Here is a 17,140-nt window from a genome sequence, read left to right on the forward strand (position 1 = left end):
AAAAAAATCTTGAAATAAAATTGCCCGCCCATAAATAGTTATTTGAGGACGCCTGATGGGTCTTCAGTAAATCAGAACTATTTGAAAATTATATTATTAATTAACTTTTGCCGTTACTTGTTCAAACGAAAAGTAGCAGCAATATATCGCTTAAATATGAGGATATTATTATGCGTACAGTAGATTTATCACCCCTATACCGTTCATTCATTGGTTTCGATCATTTAGCATCATTAATGGATGCCGCTGCACGAACTGATAAGCAGCCAAGTTTTCCTCCTTATAACATCGAAGCGCTTGATAAAGACAAGTACCGTATCACTATGGCAGTCGCTGGATTTAGTGAAGACGAGTTAACCTTGCAATCTGAAAACAACACTTTGGTTGTATCAGGCACCAAAGCAGGTAAAGAGCAAAATGATGAGCGTAAATTTATTCATCAAGGGATTGCCGAGCGTAACTTTGAGCGTAAGTTCCAGTTAGGCGACCACGTTAAAGTACTTGGTGCAGACTTAGCCAATGGCTTACTAAGCATCGACCTTGAACGTGAGATCCCAGAAGCGCTTAAGCCACGTAAAATCGAGATTGGCTCAGGCAATATGCTAGAAAGCAAATAGTTAAGCTAGCACACGTATTTTCCCTGTGAAAAGCCGCCATTTGGCGGCTTTTTGCGTTGTTAGTCTTTTAAGTTTATTTGCATTTGTTTTAAAGCGTTAATTTTATCTATCGCAACTTGCAGTTGTTCTTGTGAAAGCTTTTTTTGTCGGCCTTTAGCCAGTAATTCTTCAAGTTTTAATATTTTGGCTTGTGCAGCAATAACAAAACGTTGCTCTAGCTGTCTTTGCTGTTCAAGGTGGAAATCTTGATATGCCTGGTGATTATTTAAATCACCGCTGTACTGAGCAACTGGCTGAGTATTTTTTACTATGTTGGGTAAATAGGCAGGAGAGGTTATTGGTGGCAAAGGCTGAGGGCTCGTTTTGTTAGTTGTAACCGTGTTTAATTGCGTGCTTTTTAGCTCTTGGGTCATGTCAGCAGTAGTCAGCTCAAGTGACGTTATTTGCTTAACACTTTTAGCTTGGTTAAGGGAATCAATATTCTTTATCGTTGGTTTACTAGTATATTGAGTAAAAAGTGCGTACATACCAACACAAGCTACAACAACAGAAACGAAAACTTTTTTGCTCATAAAATTACTCCTGTCTTATTTTGCCACTTGAGCCAAGTATCCTCATACTGTTGTACCGCTTTTTGTTTTGCGATGGCCTTTGTTGCTTGGTATCGAACGGTTTCATCTTCTGGCGAAAAGTACTCAAACTGATGCTCATAACTGTGTATCACCACCCATTCACCACTGGGTGTACGTATAACAGGAGAAATAGTGTTTTCTTTAGTTGTGAACGCAAGTTGTACAACCCAGCTACTTTTGTTTTTACGGTTTAATTCACTGTTGTATTGAGCATATATATCTTGTTTTCCTGATATTACTAATGCTTGTTTTAGCGTTTTGTTACCGGCCAAGGTGCGAAAACCTACAGCATTGGCTCGATGAGCAAATTGAGCTCCATGGGCTTTTACGTGGCTTAAAAATTTAAACTGCGATTTATTGGCTTGATAAAATGCTTTAATTTCGCTTTTGTTTACTTGTTTCTCTAGTTTTTCAAGAACGGGGCTTTGCATATGCATCATTGTATTTATACCTAGCCAGCTTTGAATGGAGGGGCGCAGAATATCTCCTTGAGCTATTTCATACAGATGTTCAATATCAATATTCTGTTTTGCCAAAATCGGTTTGGCTTTTGAAAACGCTATATTGAATTGCCGTTTTTTTATTAATTCACTTTTGAATAGTTCACTATCTCCTCTGTGGAGTTTAAAGCGTACCTGCATTGATAATGCATCGACAAATTCATATAAATTAATAGCGTTATACAAAAGAGGGGTTAAATCAAACTGCTGTATTTTTTTGATGGCGCTTTGCACATACTGGCCATTTTTAGGGTAGGGCCCTAATGTGTGTTTAAGCCATTGCTTATCATAAGTTTCAAGCTTTATCGGGCTTGACTGTGCGCTTATAGCTAATTGTGAATCGAACAGATTTTTTAAGTAACGTTCAACATGGTATTGAGTACTAAAACCAACGGCAGATTGTCGTTTTATTATCGCAGGGGTTTTTAGCGCAGCTTGTTGTAATAAAAACTGATTCTCATACAGACGAGTTCTAACTTCATTGATTGTAATATCAGGGTTGTGCTTTAAATAAGCACGATGCATAAAGTTAATTTCATCACTGCTGTATTGTGTAAATGATGCCATTACTAGGGAGTGGTAAAACACGCCTAGTAATGTAATCACTAAAATAGCCATTTTTTTCATTAGCGAGCAACCATGGCGTGGTTTAATAAGTGCACCACCATTGCTATTGCATGGGGCACGACCTGCTTAGCTATATTAAGGCGATCAAAATGATCTTCTGAGTTGAGTACAATCCCACCTTGTGCATAAGAAAATGAACCGCCTTGAGTTAATAATGGGCGAACATCTTGGCTATTTTTATCTAAAGGCGAGAACGTTTGCATTGCTTGAGTAACGAGTGATAAATCGTTGAGCTGCTCTTGGTCATAGTAATCGTTTACCCAACTTTCCCAGCTAGAATGATTTAGATCTGATGTGGTCCATGTGTGGTGAGGCTGTAATAAATCAGTAGTATGGAACACAAACCCTAATACTTGGGGATTGCCGCTTTGTAAGTAACTTTGATACCAATATTGCCCTAAATTATCGATAGGTTGAAATGGCATTTCTTCAAAGTCATCGTACATAGAATAGGTTGAGTTGCTATCGATTCTGTAGTGAGATTCTGTTACACCATAACTGTTATATTTTGAAGAGTCGGCATTGAACCAACCTGTTTCTCCCCCTTTACCATCATCAAGATAGTCACCTTTAAGCCAAGCAGATGCAAGATTATCAATAGTTCCCCAAACGGTGAGCTTTTCATAATTATAACCACCAAAATCGTTTCCATGTTGGTCTGCACCTTGGGTATGATTTTGAAAATGCCAATAGCTTGTATATTTAACTATACTTTGCGCTGCTCCCCATACTGGCGCTTGAACACATGAACCTGTAATAGCACCACAGAAAAAGGTGTCTTCAAAGTCATCTACATCATAAGCAGCTTGTCCCAGCAGCTCGGCTAATTCAGAGATTGTCAGATTGTTTTGTGCAGCGTACTGACGTAGGGCAGCATATTCGGTGCTGGCTGGGTGTTGCTGCATATAATTTACGGCATCAAGAACAATACGTTTGTGAGTTTCTTGACTAAAAGCTTGAGCTTGGCTTGTACCGAGCAATAAAAGTGTCGCTGCCATTAATTGTTTTTTCATTTTATTCTCATCATAGTCTGGAGTAAGAGGTGCTATTAAAAAATAAGCTCATTACACTGACATGACAAATAAATTAAACATTTAATTAACAATATTACCTATTTTGGTACTTTAATATTAACTATCAAGAATGCTGCCGTCAATTGACGGCATTTATATTTAAAGCTTTTCAATATTATTTAAATAGTTGTTAGCTTGCTCTAAGGTTTCTTGGCGCAATGATTCATCTTGTTTATCCCAATTGCGATAAACCATGCCTATCCGTGGATTTTTTTCAAGCCGCTCTCGGTGTGTTTGCATAAATTGCCAATAGAGGCTATTTAACGGGCAAGCGTCTTTTCCTACTTTTTCTTTCACCTTATATTGGCAGCTTTTACAGTAGTCGCTCATTTTATTTATATAGTTGCCGCTAGCCGCATAAGGCTTGGTAGCAATGATGCCATCGTCAGCAAATTGGCTCATCCCTCGTGCGTTAGGCATTTCTACCCATTCAATAGCATCGATATAAACACCCAAATACCATTCATCCACTTCATCAGGGTTAATAGCGGTTAGTAAACAAAAATTACCTATTACCATTAAACGTTGAATATGATGGGCATACGCGCTGTCTAAGCTTTGTGTTAATGAGTGGCTTAAGCAGTTCATTTTTGTTTTACCATTCCAAAAATAACGTGGCAGTGCACGGGTTGCATTAAGCTGGTTTTTGTTAGCGTAATCGGGCATGTTTTTCCAATACACGCCACGCACATATTCGCGCCAACCCAGTACTTGACGAATAAAGCCTTCAACCTGAGAAATAGATATTTCACCTTGGCGTTGTTGGTATTCTTTGACCACACGGTCGATAACATAGCGAGGGTGTAAAATTTTGGCATTTAACGCAAATGATAACCGGCTGTGATAAAAGGTATCTTTATCAGGGCATTGATCTGTCATCGCATCTTGAAATTGACCAAAGCGGGGAAGTAAATGTGCACAAAAGTGATCAAGTGCGCTTATTGCTTGTTTACGGGTTGTTGGCCAGCTTAATTGGGTTTCTATTTGCCCAAAGTATTTTATTTTATGTTTATCTAAACGCTCAATGATGGTGCTAACATCATTTTTAAATAATTTGGGTTTGGGGATATCGGCTAAATCGCTTTTTGAAAACTTATTACGGTTATTAGCATCAAAGTTCCATTGACCGCCTTGAGGTTTGTCATCATCCATTAAAATATCAAACTGCTTACGCATTGCCCGATAAAAATGCTCCATAGTGACGTGTTTATCTTTTTTAAAGCGTTTGTCTATATCGTTAAATGCTAATAAAAAATGCTCGCTGTCACAGGCAGTCACAGCTAATTCGCTGTTAGTGGCAAAGTCGTGCAGTTGTGTTTTTAAACGGTACTCATCTGGGTATTGATATTCAATTGAGGTGCATTCATGTTGCTTAGCTAAGCGAGTTAAAAGAGCGGGTAGGTCATCATCGTCTTTGGTGTCATCTAACGTTAAATGCAACACGTCAAAGCCGGCATCTTTTAAGGCGTTAGCGAAGTTTTCCATGGCTTTAAAAAAGGCTGATATTTTTTGCACGTGATGCTTTACGTACTGCGCTTCTTGCATGAGCTCGGCAATAACAAACACGGTGTCATCGGATTTATCTTTAAACCAAGAATGAGCGGGGTTTAGCTGGTCACCTAAAATTAGTTTTAAGGTTTTGAATTTTTTCATAATGAGCCAAAATTATTTTTATACGCTGTATTTTAAAAAGCGATCGATTTCTACATGTCGTTTTAATCATAGAGCAAAGCAATAAACAGCATTGCTTTTTTTATCAACTTATTACTTATTGTGGTTGCTAATTTAGGTGTACATCTTTATAATAGCGGCCATTGTTTAGTAGGTTATAAAATTTACTAACAGCGATATTAAGTTATTAACTTTTTATCTATTGGCGCGGGATGGAGCAGTCTGGTAGCTCGTCGGGCTCATAACCCGAAGGTCGTTGGTTCAAATCCGGCTCCCGCAACCAATCTTAATAGTAGGTTTATACTTACTACTTTATATCGCGCATTCTAAGTAATGCGCGTTTTGCGTTTAAGCTAATGAAGTTTAATTTGGTCAGGGTACTGACTCGCAACCAAGCTTGGCCCTAGGCCACACAGTTTTGCGTTTTTTGGTGTGACGCCCCGCTTGGTTCGGGGCGTTGTTGTATCTGCACCGTTTGATTTGATGTTTATCGATTAAATCAAAATTTAAACTCAGTATTTTAGGGCTATAAGCCCTTTTTTTGTTTGTATGGAGGATTTTCGTGACAAAACTTGAACAAGATTTAGTAACCATGTTAACGCCTGCGGTAGAAATGTTAGGCTTTGAATTACATGGGCTTGAGTTTGTACAAGCGGGTCGCCATTCTACCTTAAGAGTATACATTGCTCATGAGGATGGGATTTCAGTTGACAACTGCGCCGATGCAAGTCGTCAAATTAGTGCGATTTTAGACGTCGAAGACCCAATTACAAACGAATACGATTTGGAAGTGTCGTCTCCTGGTGTTGATCGTCCATTATTCAAACAAGATCACTACGAGCAGGCGCAAGGAGAGGAAGTACGCGTGCGTACTAAGCTTCCACAAGATGGTCGCCGTAATTTTAAAGGCGACTTAATAGCAGTTAGCAGCGATATGATCACACTATCTAGCGATGGTGCGGAGCATTTAATCATGCTTAGTAACATTGAACGTGCGAACATAATCGCAAAGTTTTAATTCGAGTGCGAAGGAATAGGGCAAGCGAGGCATTACCCATGGCAAAAGAAATATTATTGGTTGCTGAAGCCGTTTCCAATGAGAAAGCGGTTCCAAAAGAAAAGATTTTTGAAGCTCTAGAGTTCGCATTAGCGACAGCGACAAAGAAAAAGCATGATGGTGAAATTGATGTACGTGTTGCAATTGACCGTAAAACCGGCGATTACGATACCTTCCGTCGCTGGCAAATAGCTGAAGTTTTAGAAGATGGTTCTTTAGAGAATCCATACAGCGAAATCACGTTAGAAGCTGCTCAAGTTGAAGAACCTGACTTGAAAATGGGCGACTACGTAGAAGAGCAGATTGAATCAATTAAATTTGACCGCATAACAACACAGATGGCTAAGCAAGTGATCGTACAAAAAGTACGTGAAGCAGAGCGCGCCTTAGTCGTTGAAGCATATAAAGATCAAGAAGGCGAGCTGGTAACGGGTGTTGTTAAAAAAGCAACCCGTGATGCAATCGTACTTGATTTAGGTAACAACGCAGAAGCGGTTATTTATCGTGACGACATGCTGCCGCGTGAAAACTTCCGCCCGGGTGATCGTATCCGCGGTCTTTTATATGAAGTGAAGCCTGAAGCACGCGGTGCACAATTATTTGTAACCCGTTCTAAACCAGAAATGCTGATGGAATTATTCCGCATTGAGGTGCCAGAAATTGGCGAAGAAATGATTGAATTACGCGCTGCAGCACGTGATCCAGGTTCACGCGCTAAAATCGCGGTTAAATCTAACGATAAGCGTATTGACCCGGTTGGTGCGTGTGTTGGTATGCGTGGCGCACGTGTTCAAGCGGTATCGTCAGAACTTGGCGGTGAGCGTGTTGATATCGTACTTTACGATGACAACCCTGCACAGTTTGTTATTAACGCAATGGCACCAGCAGAAGTGGCTTCAATCGTAATGGATGAAGATACACACTCAATGGATATTGCTGTTGAAGCTGATAACTTAGCACAAGCTATTGGTCGTAATGGTCAAAACGTACGTTTAGCAAGCCAATTAACTGGCTGGGAATTAAACGTAATGACCGTTGATGAAATGCGCGCTAAGAACGAAGCTGAGTCAGATAAGTTAATTAACTTATTTACTGAAAACTTAGATATTGATGACGAATTTGCATCATTACTTATCAACGAAGGTTTCTCAACACTTGAAGAAGTTGCTTATGTTCCGGCTTCAGAGTTTTTAGAAATCGACGGCTTAGATGAAGAAACAGTGGACGTATTACGTTCACGTGCAAAAGATGCATTAACAACGAAAGCCCTTAAAACGGAAGAAAGCTTAGAAGGCGCTGAGCCTGCTGAAGACTTACTTGCGCTTGAAGGCTTAGAGCGTCATTTAGCATTTGTTATGGCAAGTAAGGGTGTAGTAACACTTGAAGACTTAGCTGAGCAAGGCATTGATGAGCTTGTAGATATTACAGAGCTATCTGCAGAGAAAGCGGGCGAGCTAATTATGGCTGCACGTAATATTTGTTGGTTTGCAGACGAGTAATTTATTAACGGAGGTATTAGAGACTATGGCAGAAGTAAATGTTGAAAAACTAGCCGGTGATATAGGTACAACTGTTGATAAATTGCTACAGCAGTTTTCACAAGCCGGTATTACTAAACAAGCAGGCGATAATGTAACAGAAGCTGAAAAAGCAACGTTACTTGATCACCTAAGCAAGCAACATGGCGGTACTGGATCTGAAGGTCCAGCGCGTATGACATTGCAACGTAAGAGCAAAAGCACATTAAGTGTGACTGGCTCTACGGGTAAAGCAAAGGCTGTGCAAGTTGAGGTTCGCAAAACCCGCACTTACGTGAAAAAAAGTGCTGTTGAGCAAGAGCAAGAACAGCAACGTCTAGCCGCTGAAGAAAAAGCGCGTCTTGAAGAGCAGCAAAAAGCTGAACAAGAAGCCGCAGAATTGAAAGCGAAACAAGAGGCAGAACGTAAAGCGAAAGAAGACGCTGATCGTAAAGCCAAAGAAGAAGCTAAACGCAAAGCAGATGCTGAGCGTAAAGCGAAACAACAGCAGATGACCCCTGAGCAAAGTGCTAAGTCTGAGAAAGATCGCATCGAAGCTGAGCGTCTGCAAAAAGAAGCAGAAGAGGCCGCATTGAAGAAAGCTGAAGAAGAAGCGAAACGTCAAGCAGAAGAGGCAAGAAAGCTAGCTGAAGAGAATTCAGCACGCTGGAAGAAAGAAGAAGAAGAACGTAAGAAACGCGAAGAAACCGCGGATCACCACCTTACGACTTCAACTTACGCACGTGAAGCAGAAGATGTAGCAGATGCTCGCGAAGAGCAAGGCTCACGCCGTGCGAAGAAAAAGAAAAAAGCGCCAGCAAAAGATAAATTTGCAGCGTCTAAAGGTAAAAAAGGTAAGCTAAAAGCGCCAGCGTCATTACAGCACGGTTTCCAAAAACCAACGGCTGATGTTAAAAACGAAGTGCGTATTAGTGAAACAATTACAGTTGCTGAGCTTGCGTCACGCATGGCTGTTAAAGGCGCTGAAGTTGTAAAAACAATGATGAAAATGGGTGACATGGTTACGATTAACCAAGTTATTGACCAAGAAACTGCGCAACTTGTTGCAGAAGAAATGGGCCATAAAGTTATCATCGTTAAAGAAAACGAATTAGAGCAAACAGTACTTAATGACCGCCATGAAGATGGTAAGTCAGAGCCACGTGCGCCAGTAGTAACTGTTATGGGTCACGTTGACCACGGTAAAACATCGACGCTTGATTACATTCGTTCAGCTAAAGTTGCATCAGGCGAAGCCGGTGGTATTACACAGCACATTGGTGCATACCACGTTGAAACTAACGGCAACATGATCACTTTCTTAGATACTCCGGGTCACGCCGCATTTACATCAATGCGTGCTCGTGGTGCAAAAGCGACTGATATCGTAATCCTAGTAGTTGCAGCTGATGATGGCGTAATGCCACAAACTAAAGAAGCGGTACAGCATGCTCGCGCAGCTGGCGTTCCTTTAATTATTGCTGTTAACAAAATGGATAAAGAAGGCGCAGATCCAGATCGCGTTAAAAACGAACTAGCTCAGCTAGACGTTATCCCAGAAGAGTGGGGCGGCGATACACAGTACGTGCACATTTCAGCAAAAACTGGTTTAGGTATTGATGACCTGCTAGAAGCTGTATTAATGCAATCTGAGCTTTTAGAATTAAATGCGCCGACCGAAGGTATGGCTGCAGGTGTTGTTATTGAATCACGTCTTGATAAAGGCCGTGGTCCAGTAGCGTCTATTCTTGTTCAGTCAGGTACGCTTAATCAAGGTGACATTGTATTATGTGGTCTTGAATACGGCCGTGTTCGTGCTATGCGCGATGAAAACGGTAAAGATATCAAGTCTGCAGGTCCTTCTATTCCAGTAGAGATTTTAGGTCTGTCTGGTATTCCAGCTGCCGGTGATGAAGCAACTGTAGTTAAAGATGAGCGTAAAGCACGTGAAGTTGCACTTTACCGTCAAGGTAAATTCCGCGATGTTAAACTAGCACGTCAACAAAAAGCGAAGCTTGAAAACATGTTTACTAACATGACTGAAGGCGACGTATCTGAAGTTAACGTGGTACTTAAAGCAGACGTTCAAGGTTCAATCGAAGCAATTTCAGACTCACTAACTAAGCTTTCTACTGATGAAGTAAAAGTGAAGATTGTTGGTTCTGGTGTTGGTGGTATCACTGAAACTGATGCAACTCTTGCGGCAGCGTCTAACGCGATTGTGGTTGGCTTTAACGTTCGTGCTGATGCATCAGCGCGTAAAGTGATTGACTCTGAAAACCTAGATCTTCGTTACTACAGCGTAATCTACGCGCTTATCGAAGAAGTTAAGCAAGCCATGTCTGGTATGCTTGCTCCTGAGTTTAAACAAGAGATCATTGGTCTTGCTGAAGTACGTGACGTATTTAAGTCTCCAAAAATTGGTGCAATTGCCGGTTGTATGGTTACTGAAGGTACTATCAAGCGTAGCGCACCAATTCGTGTACTTCGTGATAACGTGGTTATTTACGAAGGCGAGCTTGAGTCATTACGTCGCTTTAAAGATGACGTTGCTGATGTTCGTAACGGCATGGAATGTGGTATCGGCGTTAAGAACTACAATGATGTTCGCGTTGGTGACCAAATCGAAGTATTTGAAACAGTTGAAGTACAACGTACTCTTTAATTGTTATTAGGTGGTTTTGGACATTCAAGGTTGTACCTCGATAGCCCAACATAACCTATGCTAAGATTTTAAATGGGGGCTCAGCCCCCATTTGTGTATCCATTATTTAGTTAGCTTATTATTATTTTTCAATAAGTTATAATTTTAGGAAAGTGAAATGAGAGAATTTTCTCGCACTGATCGTGTTGCTCAGCAAATTCAAAAAGAAATTGCGGTGATTTTACAACGCGAAATTAAAGATCCACGCTTGGGCATGGTGACAGTGTCTGCGGTAGAAATATCGCGCGATTTATCTTATGCCAAAGTTTTCATTACTGTGTTTAACACCGAAGATGAAAATGCAGCCAAGCAAAGTGCCAAAGTACTTAACGAAGCAACCGGTTATATCCGCTCGTTGCTAGGTAAACGTATTCGTGCGCGAATCATGCCTGAGCTTAAATTTGTGGTTGATAATTCATTAATGGAAGGGATGCGCATCTCTAACTTAGTGGACTCTATCATTCGTGAAGATAATGCTAAGCATGTTGATGATGAAACAGATAGCGAAGAAGGCACTAAAGACTAATGGCAAGACGCAGTAAAGGCCGTCCAGTTGATGGTATTTTGTTGTTAAACAAACCAGAAGGCATTTCATCAAACAAGGCATTACAGCAGGCTAAAGGTATTTATTTTGCGCAAAAAGCGGGGCACACAGGTGCGCTCGATCCGCTTGCGACCGGTATGCTGCCTATTTGTTTTGGTGAAGCCACTAAGTTTACCCAGTTTTTACTCGATACAGATAAAACCTATGTTGTGCGAGCAAAACTGGGTGAGCGTACTACCACGTCAGACTCTGATGGTGAAGTGGTCGAAACGCGTGATGTTAATGTTACTGCTGAACTGCTTACACAGGAAATTGCTAAATTTTTAGGTGAGTCAGATCAATACCCATCAATGTACTCAGCGCTTAAATATGAAGGCAAGCCTTTATATAAATATGCGCGTGAAGGCATAGAAGTTCCTCGCAAATGTCGAAAAATTAACGTATTTAGCTTAACGCTTGATGAGTTTGATGAGCAAGCCAACGAAATACAAATGACTGCCCATGTATCTAAAGGCACATATATTCGTACTATCGTTGATGACTTAGGTGAAAACCTTGGCTGCGGCGCGCATGTGATTATGCTGCATCGTAGTGCTGTAGGGCATTACCCAGCAGATAAAATGGTCACACTTGAGCAGTTAGAAACGTTATTAAATCAAGCGAAAGAACAAGACGTTGCGCCTTCTACTTACCTTGACGAACTATTATTGCCAATGGATACCGCGTTAGTTGATTTACCTGTTGTGGAAATTACTAAAGAGCAGGGAATAGCATTTAGCCATGGTCAAGCTGTGGTGCTAGGTAAAGAATTACCTGAAGGTGCAATAAAAGTTCTGGCTGACGGAATCTTTATTGGTACTGGTGAACGTAATCCTGATGGCCATCTAAAATCAAAACGTGGCTTGTCTAATCAGCAACCAGAGTAAAGTTTAACTTGTAGTTATGCTGATAATTGGTAGAATACGCCCGCTTAATCGTTTTGGCTGAATTAGTGATCGGCTAAAGCACCTATTAAATTTAACTTTTGGAGTTATTATGTCACTAAGCAATCAAGAAAAAATCGATATCATTGCTAAATTCGCACGCGCTGAAGGCGACACTGGTTCACCTGAAGTACAAGTAGCATTACTTACTTTTGATATCAACAAGCTTCAAGGTCACTTTGCTGATCACAAGCATGACTTCCACTCACGTCGTGGTCTGCTTCGTAAAGTAAGCACTCGCCGTAAACTGCTTGATTACCTTAAAGGTAAAGATATCTCGCGTTACACTGCGTTAATCAAAGAGCTTGGCCTACGTCGCTAAGAACTTGATTATCAAAAGGGGAGCTTTTTAGCTCCTTTTTTTGTGCTCACATTTTCTCGTCTTCCCCAGTACTTCTCAGTAAACCCCTTGAAATATCGAATAAAAGCCATACTATTATCTTTCACAAAGCGAATGTTTTTGACATTGCTGCAAGCACTATTTTATCTCGGTGCTAAGCTCGCAATTTTACCTGACTTTGTTATATACTATGGCGCGTAGATAAAAAGGTTTATCTACGGTTATTTACATCATTGCCAATTGTAGTACTTAATTGATTTCCAACTGAATACAATTATGTACTGTAATTGGTACTTTGATGAAAACTTAATTAATACTAAAAATACATTTAAGGAATATTTTAAGTGCAAGCAATTATAAAAGAATTTCAACTAGGTCAACACACAGTGACACTAGAAACAGGTGCTATCGCTCGTCAAGCAGACGGCGCAGTACTAGCAAGCATTGGCGATACGTCAGTACTAGTAACGGTTGTTGGTAAGCGTGAAGCTCAACCAGGTCAAGATTTCTTCCCACTAACTGTTAACTACCAAGAGCGTATGTACGCTGCTGGTCGTATCCCAGGTGGTTTCCTTAAGCGTGAAGGTCGTCCTAACGATGGCGAAACACTTATTGCACGTCTGATTGACCGTCCAATTCGTCCACTTTTCCCTAATGGTTTCGTAAACGAAGTACAAGTTATCGCGACAGTTGTTTCTGTAAACCCTGAAATCCAACCTGATATGGTTGCGATGATTGGTACATCAGCAGCACTTGCTATCTCTGGTATCCCGTTCAGCGGTCCAATTGGTGCATCACGTGTTGGTTACATCAACGGTGAATACGTACTTAACCCAACACTAAAAGAGCTTGAAGAAAGCCAACTTGATTTAGTTGTTGCTGGTACTGATAACGCCGTACTTATGGTTGAATCAGAAGCAGACGTACTTGCTGAAGACGTAATGCTAGGCGCAGTTGTATACGGCCATGAGCAATCACAGTCTATCATCAAGGCAATCAACGAATTTAAAGCAGAAGCAGGCAAGCCTACTTGGGATTGGACTGCACCTGAGAAAAACGTTGCATTAGAAGAGAAAGTAGCAACACTTGCTGCTGATAAAGTAGGCGAAGCTTACCGTATTACTGATAAAGTAGCGCGTAAAGAAGCATTAACTGCAGCAAAAGATGCCGTAGTTGAAGCGCTTACTAGCGAACTTGCTGAAGGCGAAACGCTTGATAAGCAAGAAGTAGGTAAAGTATTCGGTTCACTTGAGAAGAAAATCGTTCGTGGCCGTATCGCTGCTGGCGAAAAACGTATCGATGGTCGTGAACCAGATATGATCCGTGCACTAGATGTAATGACTGGCGTACTTCCACGTACTCACGGTTCTGCAATCTTTACACGTGGTGAAACGCAAGCATTAGTAACAGCAACACTTGGTACAGAACGTGACTCACAGTTAATCGATGATTTAACTGGCACGCACAAAAACCACTTTATGCTTAACTACAACTTCCCTCCATTCTGTGTAGGTGAAACGGGTTTTGTAGGTTCTCCTAAGCGTCGTGAAATCGGCCACGGTAACCTAGCTAAGCGTGGTATCCAAGCTGTAATGCCAACATTAACTGAGTTCCCTTACTCAATTCGTGTTGTATCTGAAATCACTGAATCAAATGGTTCATCTTCAATGGCATCGGTTTGTGGTACGTCTCTAGCGCTTATGAACGCGGGTGTACCAATTAAAGCTTCTGTTGCGGGTATCGCGATGGGCCTAGTTAAAGAAGAAGAAAACTTTGTAGTACTTTCAGATATCTTAGGTGATGAAGATCACTTAGGTGACATGGACTTTAAAGTAGCGGGTACAACTAACGGTATCACTGCACTACAAATGGATATCAAGATTGAAGGTATCACGCAAGAAATCATGCAAATCGCGCTTAAGCAAGCTAAAGCAGCTCGTTTACACATTCTAGGTGTGATGGACGAAGCGATTTCTGCACCTTCTGAAGAGTTATCTATGTTTGCTCCGCGTATTTACACGATGCAAATCCCACAGAAGAAAATTGCTGAAGTAATCGGTAAAGGTGGCGCAACTATTCGTCAACTTACTGAAGAAACAGGTACTACGATTGAAATCGGTGATGATGGCACAATCAAAATTGCTGCTACAGACGGTGAAAGTGCAGCAAATGCAATTAGCCGTATTGAGCAATTAACTGCTGAGCTTGAAGTTGGTACTATCTACGAAGGTAAAGTTGTACGTATCGTTGACTTCGGTGCGTTTGTAAATATTCTTCCTGGTAAAGATGGCCTAGTGCATATCTCACAAATCAGCACAGAGCGTGTTAACAACGTTGCTGATCACCTTAGTGAAGGTCAAGAAGTTAAAGTTAAAGTACTAGAAGTAGACCGCCAAGGCCGTGTACGTCTAAGTATTAAAGAAGCAATGGAATCAGCAGCACCTGCAGCTGACGAGTCTAAAGACGCGTAATTGCTAATCTTTCATCCAGATAATTACTGGATAGTATAAAAAGGGGCTGTTTAGCCCCTTTTTTTATGCTTTAATGTTAGCAACCTATTATGTTCAAGACGTTAAGTAACATATAACAAGAATGAACCTTACAAGACAGCTTATGTCTTATCTATTTGCTACTTACCTCGGTATTAAGGATTTTAATGAGACTTAAACATTTAGCCTTGGCATCTTTTGCTATTTTGTCTTTAAGCGCTTGTCAGGCTACTACTAAACCCGCTGCTATTATTAATGTGCCATTTACTGCGCCACTTGCATCAGACTTTAGAAATGAAATTGCCATTGCTCGTTTTTCAGAACTATTAAATAGGGCAGACTTAAGTACAGAGCAACAAGCAAAGCTGTATTATGACCGTGGTGTGCTGTTTGATAGCTTAGGCATGACAACTTTATCGCGAATTGATTTTAACCGAGCAGTTAAACTGAAACCTGATTTGGCTGAAGTGTATAACTTTTTGGGGATTCAACATACCTTGATGCAGCAATACGAAAAAGCATACGAGTATTTTGATTCAGCCATAGAGTTAGACCAAGAACATGAATATGCGTATTTAAATCGTGGTATTGCTTTGTACTATGGTGATAGAGCCACGCTTGCAAAGGATGACTTTAAAACGTTTTTGGAGCGCTCTCCTAACGATCCTTATCGTGTGCTGTGGCTTTATTTAGCGCAGGCCGCACAAGATAAAACTCAGGCACTCGCTTCGTTAAAAGCTAATGCGGCGGCCCTTGATGAAAATGAATGGGCATACCAGCTTATTGCCTTGTATGTAGGTGATATGAGTGAAAAAGCATTTTTTTCAGGGATAGCCGATGGTGTAAGTTCACAACAAGAATATGCTCAACGTTTATGTGAAGCTTATTTTTACTTAGCTAAACAGCACCAAGCCGCAGGTGAGCTTTCAATTGCAACAGATTACTTTAAGTTGGCGCTGGCCACGAACGTTCATGAATTTATAGAATATAAATATGCACGTTTAGAGCTTGAGTTGATGGCAAGTGAAAGCGCGGGCTAATTTTTTTAAATTAAGTATTTTATTACTGTGCACTAGCTTAATTAGTGGCTCCAGTAATAAACAAAATAGCATTGGCTTTTGGCAAGTATTGCACGCCAAAGCCAATGTGATTGACAGTTATTGGCAATTTCCTGGTTACTTTGCATCGCATATTTTACAACTTCCCCCGACCTCATTAGCCACCTTAGCACGCAATAAAATAGCCCATGCACAATACGGATATGGGTTATCATTATTAACCAATAATCAAACTGAAACCGCCAAGCTTTTTTGGCAAGCAAGCCTCAATGAGATAACAATTGAACAACAAAAACATCTCGCAGCTTCATTGCTTGCTCAACAGCGCTGGCAAGATTTAGCGTTATTAAAAGCCCACAATAAGCTCCCTAAAGGGGATGCCTTTTATCATTTACAGTTACAACAGCGTGCTCCCTTCGATGCATTAAACCAACCCTTTATGAATAAATTAGGGTTTTTGGTAGCGAGCGAGCAAATTGAGATACAAAAGCAATGCACATTTAATGTGCTAATGCTGAGCGATCACCGTGATGGTTTATATAGGCTCAACCACTTTGTGAAAAAATACGCACAACACCCAGAGCCTAGTAGTAATGCATTTTGTTTTTCAAAGCCTATATATGTTGGTAATGCAATTGCTTGTAACAGCACTAAAGCAACGCTTGCGCAGTGCGATTGGCAACAGTCATCACTTAAGCAGCGGCTTCCTAAAGGATTCGATTTTGCGATTATGATGCCCAAGCAAGGTACTGCCAATGTGCATCAGGGCTTAATGCATATTAACTCGCAGGCTAATTATGCAGTCTTTTTACATGAATTAATGCACTTTAATGGTTTTGAAGATGAATACGCTTTACCAGCAAAAAAACAAGCTTGGCTTTGTCAGCTTGAGGGGTTGGTTGCCCCTAACTTGTTTATTGCTCATAACACTGATGCGCCAAAAGGATGGCACAAAAGCAAAAGCTGTCAGCAAGGAGGTGTTGCTTATAAGCCAAGCGCACAGTGGTCTATTATGCAATATCAACAGGTTGGACTTTCAGAGCAATATCGGGCTTTGTGGCAAACTCATATAGAGCAACATGCAGATTTATTCCCGCGCTTTTAATCATTAAATAGAGTGCTTTTAGGTTGTTTAACCAATGATTATATGAGCCTATTAAAACTGCTTAAAAGCTGAGCCGGTTTTATCCCAGTTCATTAATTTATAGACTTTTTTGTTTGATTATTGCCCCGCTAGAAGCGCTTTCTATAGACAAAAACCGTGTTTATCAGTATAACTGTACGTATTAATGTTGTTAAAAAACAGATATAAAACGTATACCCAAGTC

14 protein-coding genes and 1 tRNA gene are annotated in these 17,140 nt (G+C 40.7%); 11 read left to right on the top strand and 4 right to left on the bottom strand.

From position 1 onward, the window contains the following. Nucleotides 1-170: 170 nt before the first annotated feature. On the top strand, nucleotides 171-617 hold the full coding sequence (locus A9479_RS16490; RefSeq protein WP_008114537.1) for an Hsp20 family protein: 447 nt from the start codon (nucleotides 171-173) through the stop codon (nucleotides 615-617). A gap of 59 nt (nucleotides 618-676) precedes the next feature. On the opposite strand, the gene A9479_RS16495 is transcribed toward A9479_RS16490, so the two are convergent. The 4 genes from A9479_RS16495 to A9479_RS16510 all read right to left on the bottom strand — a co-directional run bounded on the left by A9479_RS16495 (nucleotide 677) and on the right by A9479_RS16510 (nucleotide 5,102). Beyond that, on the bottom strand, nucleotides 677-1,189 hold the full coding sequence (locus A9479_RS16495; RefSeq protein ID WP_064664045.1) for a hypothetical protein: 513 nt from the start codon (nucleotides 1,187-1,189) through the stop codon (nucleotides 677-679). After that, nucleotides 1,186-2,376 (bottom strand): peptidyl-prolyl cis-trans isomerase, encoded by a 1,191-nt coding sequence (locus A9479_RS16500; protein WP_064664046.1) that lies wholly within the window; start codon nucleotides 2,374-2,376, stop codon nucleotides 1,186-1,188. The genes A9479_RS16495 and A9479_RS16500 overlap by 4 nt, the downstream gene beginning before the upstream one ends. Continuing rightward, nucleotides 2,376-3,389 (bottom strand): hypothetical protein, encoded by a 1,014-nt coding sequence (locus A9479_RS16505; RefSeq protein ID WP_064664047.1) that lies wholly within the window; start codon nucleotides 3,387-3,389, stop codon nucleotides 2,376-2,378. The genes A9479_RS16500 and A9479_RS16505 overlap by 1 nt, the downstream gene beginning before the upstream one ends. Before the next feature lie 159 nt (nucleotides 3,390-3,548). After that, nucleotides 3,549-5,102, bottom strand: coding sequence for a cryptochrome/photolyase family protein (locus tag A9479_RS16510; protein WP_064664048.1), 1,554 nt, complete (start codon nucleotides 5,100-5,102; stop codon nucleotides 3,549-3,551). Nucleotides 5,103-5,326: 224 nt separating this feature from the next. Between A9479_RS16510 and A9479_RS16515 the strand changes: the two genes are divergently transcribed. The 10 genes from A9479_RS16515 to A9479_RS16560 all read left to right on the top strand — a co-directional run bounded on the left by A9479_RS16515 (nucleotide 5,327) and on the right by A9479_RS16560 (nucleotide 16,917). Then, nucleotides 5,327-5,403: transfer RNA gene (locus A9479_RS16515), tRNA-Met, on the top strand. A gap of 279 nt (nucleotides 5,404-5,682) precedes the next feature. After that, nucleotides 5,683-6,138 carry a ribosome maturation factor RimP gene (rimP, locus tag A9479_RS16520; protein ID WP_008114543.1) on the top strand — a complete coding sequence of 152 codons (456 nt, stop codon included), beginning with the start codon at nucleotides 5,683-5,685 and terminating at the stop codon, nucleotides 6,136-6,138. Nucleotides 6,139-6,176: 38 nt separating this feature from the next. Further along, nucleotides 6,177-7,676 (top strand): transcription termination factor NusA, encoded by a 1,500-nt coding sequence (gene nusA / locus A9479_RS16525; protein WP_064664049.1) that lies wholly within the window; start codon nucleotides 6,177-6,179, stop codon nucleotides 7,674-7,676. A 25-nt stretch (nucleotides 7,677-7,701) separates the two neighbouring features. Continuing rightward, nucleotides 7,702-10,359 (top strand): translation initiation factor IF-2, encoded by a 2,658-nt coding sequence (infB, locus tag A9479_RS16530; protein ID WP_064664050.1) that lies wholly within the window; start codon nucleotides 7,702-7,704, stop codon nucleotides 10,357-10,359. Between the two features lie 157 nt (nucleotides 10,360-10,516). Next, entirely contained in the window at nucleotides 10,517-10,924 is a 408-nt protein-coding gene (rbfA, locus tag A9479_RS16535) for a 30S ribosome-binding factor RbfA (protein ID WP_064664051.1), read from the top strand. Further along, the gene (truB, locus tag A9479_RS16540) at nucleotides 10,924-11,868 is read left to right on the top strand and encodes a tRNA pseudouridine(55) synthase TruB (protein ID WP_013464537.1); all 945 of its coding nucleotides are present in this window, start codon (nucleotides 10,924-10,926) and stop codon (nucleotides 11,866-11,868) included. The genes rbfA and truB overlap by 1 nt, the downstream gene beginning before the upstream one ends. 109 nt (nucleotides 11,869-11,977) lie before the next feature. Then, nucleotides 11,978-12,247, top strand: a complete 270-nt coding sequence (gene rpsO, locus A9479_RS16545; RefSeq protein ID WP_006793376.1) for a 30S ribosomal protein S15 — start codon at nucleotides 11,978-11,980, stop codon at nucleotides 12,245-12,247. A gap of 362 nt (nucleotides 12,248-12,609) precedes the next feature. Continuing rightward, on the top strand, nucleotides 12,610-14,736 hold the full coding sequence (gene pnp, locus A9479_RS16550) for a polyribonucleotide nucleotidyltransferase (RefSeq protein ID WP_013464538.1): 2,127 nt from the start codon (nucleotides 12,610-12,612) through the stop codon (nucleotides 14,734-14,736). A 185-nt stretch (nucleotides 14,737-14,921) separates the two neighbouring features. After that, nucleotides 14,922-15,794, top strand: coding sequence for a lipoprotein NlpI (gene nlpI / locus A9479_RS16555; RefSeq protein ID WP_013464539.1), 873 nt, complete (start codon nucleotides 14,922-14,924; stop codon nucleotides 15,792-15,794). Continuing rightward, nucleotides 15,778-16,917 (top strand): hypothetical protein, encoded by a 1,140-nt coding sequence (locus tag A9479_RS16560; RefSeq protein WP_064664052.1) that lies wholly within the window; start codon nucleotides 15,778-15,780, stop codon nucleotides 16,915-16,917. The genes nlpI and A9479_RS16560 overlap by 17 nt, the downstream gene beginning before the upstream one ends. Nucleotides 16,918-17,140: the final 223 nt, after the last annotated feature.

The sequence above is a fragment of the Pseudoalteromonas sp. MQS005 genome, assembly GCF_001661605.1.
GTDB lineage: Bacteria > Pseudomonadota > Gammaproteobacteria > Enterobacterales > Alteromonadaceae > Pseudoalteromonas > Pseudoalteromonas tetraodonis.

Bases quoted from the DNA above. Each gene is read 5' to 3' on its own strand.
- A9479_RS16490 (WP_008114537.1), top strand. From the start codon at position 171: ATGCGTACAGTAGATTTATCACCCCTATACCGTTCATTCATTGGTTTC.
- A9479_RS16495 (WP_064664045.1), bottom strand. From the start codon at position 1,189: ATGAGCAAAAAAGTTTTCGTTTCTGTTGTTGTAGCTTGTGTTGGTATG.
- A9479_RS16500 (WP_064664046.1), bottom strand. From the start codon at position 2,376: ATGAAAAAAATGGCTATTTTAGTGATTACATTACTAGGCGTGTTTTAC.
- A9479_RS16505 (WP_064664047.1), bottom strand. From the start codon at position 3,389: ATGAAAAAACAATTAATGGCAGCGACACTTTTATTGCTCGGTACAAGC.
- A9479_RS16510 (WP_064664048.1), bottom strand. From the start codon at position 5,102: ATGAAAAAATTCAAAACCTTAAAACTAATTTTAGGTGACCAGCTAAAC.
- nusA (WP_064664049.1), top strand. From the start codon at position 6,177: ATGGCAAAAGAAATATTATTGGTTGCTGAAGCCGTTTCCAATGAGAAA.
- infB (WP_064664050.1), top strand. From the start codon at position 7,702: ATGGCAGAAGTAAATGTTGAAAAACTAGCCGGTGATATAGGTACAACT.
- rbfA (WP_064664051.1), top strand. From the start codon at position 10,517: ATGAGAGAATTTTCTCGCACTGATCGTGTTGCTCAGCAAATTCAAAAA.
- truB (WP_013464537.1), top strand. From the start codon at position 10,924: ATGGCAAGACGCAGTAAAGGCCGTCCAGTTGATGGTATTTTGTTGTTA.
- rpsO (WP_006793376.1), top strand. From the start codon at position 11,978: ATGTCACTAAGCAATCAAGAAAAAATCGATATCATTGCTAAATTCGCA.
- nlpI (WP_013464539.1), top strand. From the start codon at position 14,922: ATGAGACTTAAACATTTAGCCTTGGCATCTTTTGCTATTTTGTCTTTA.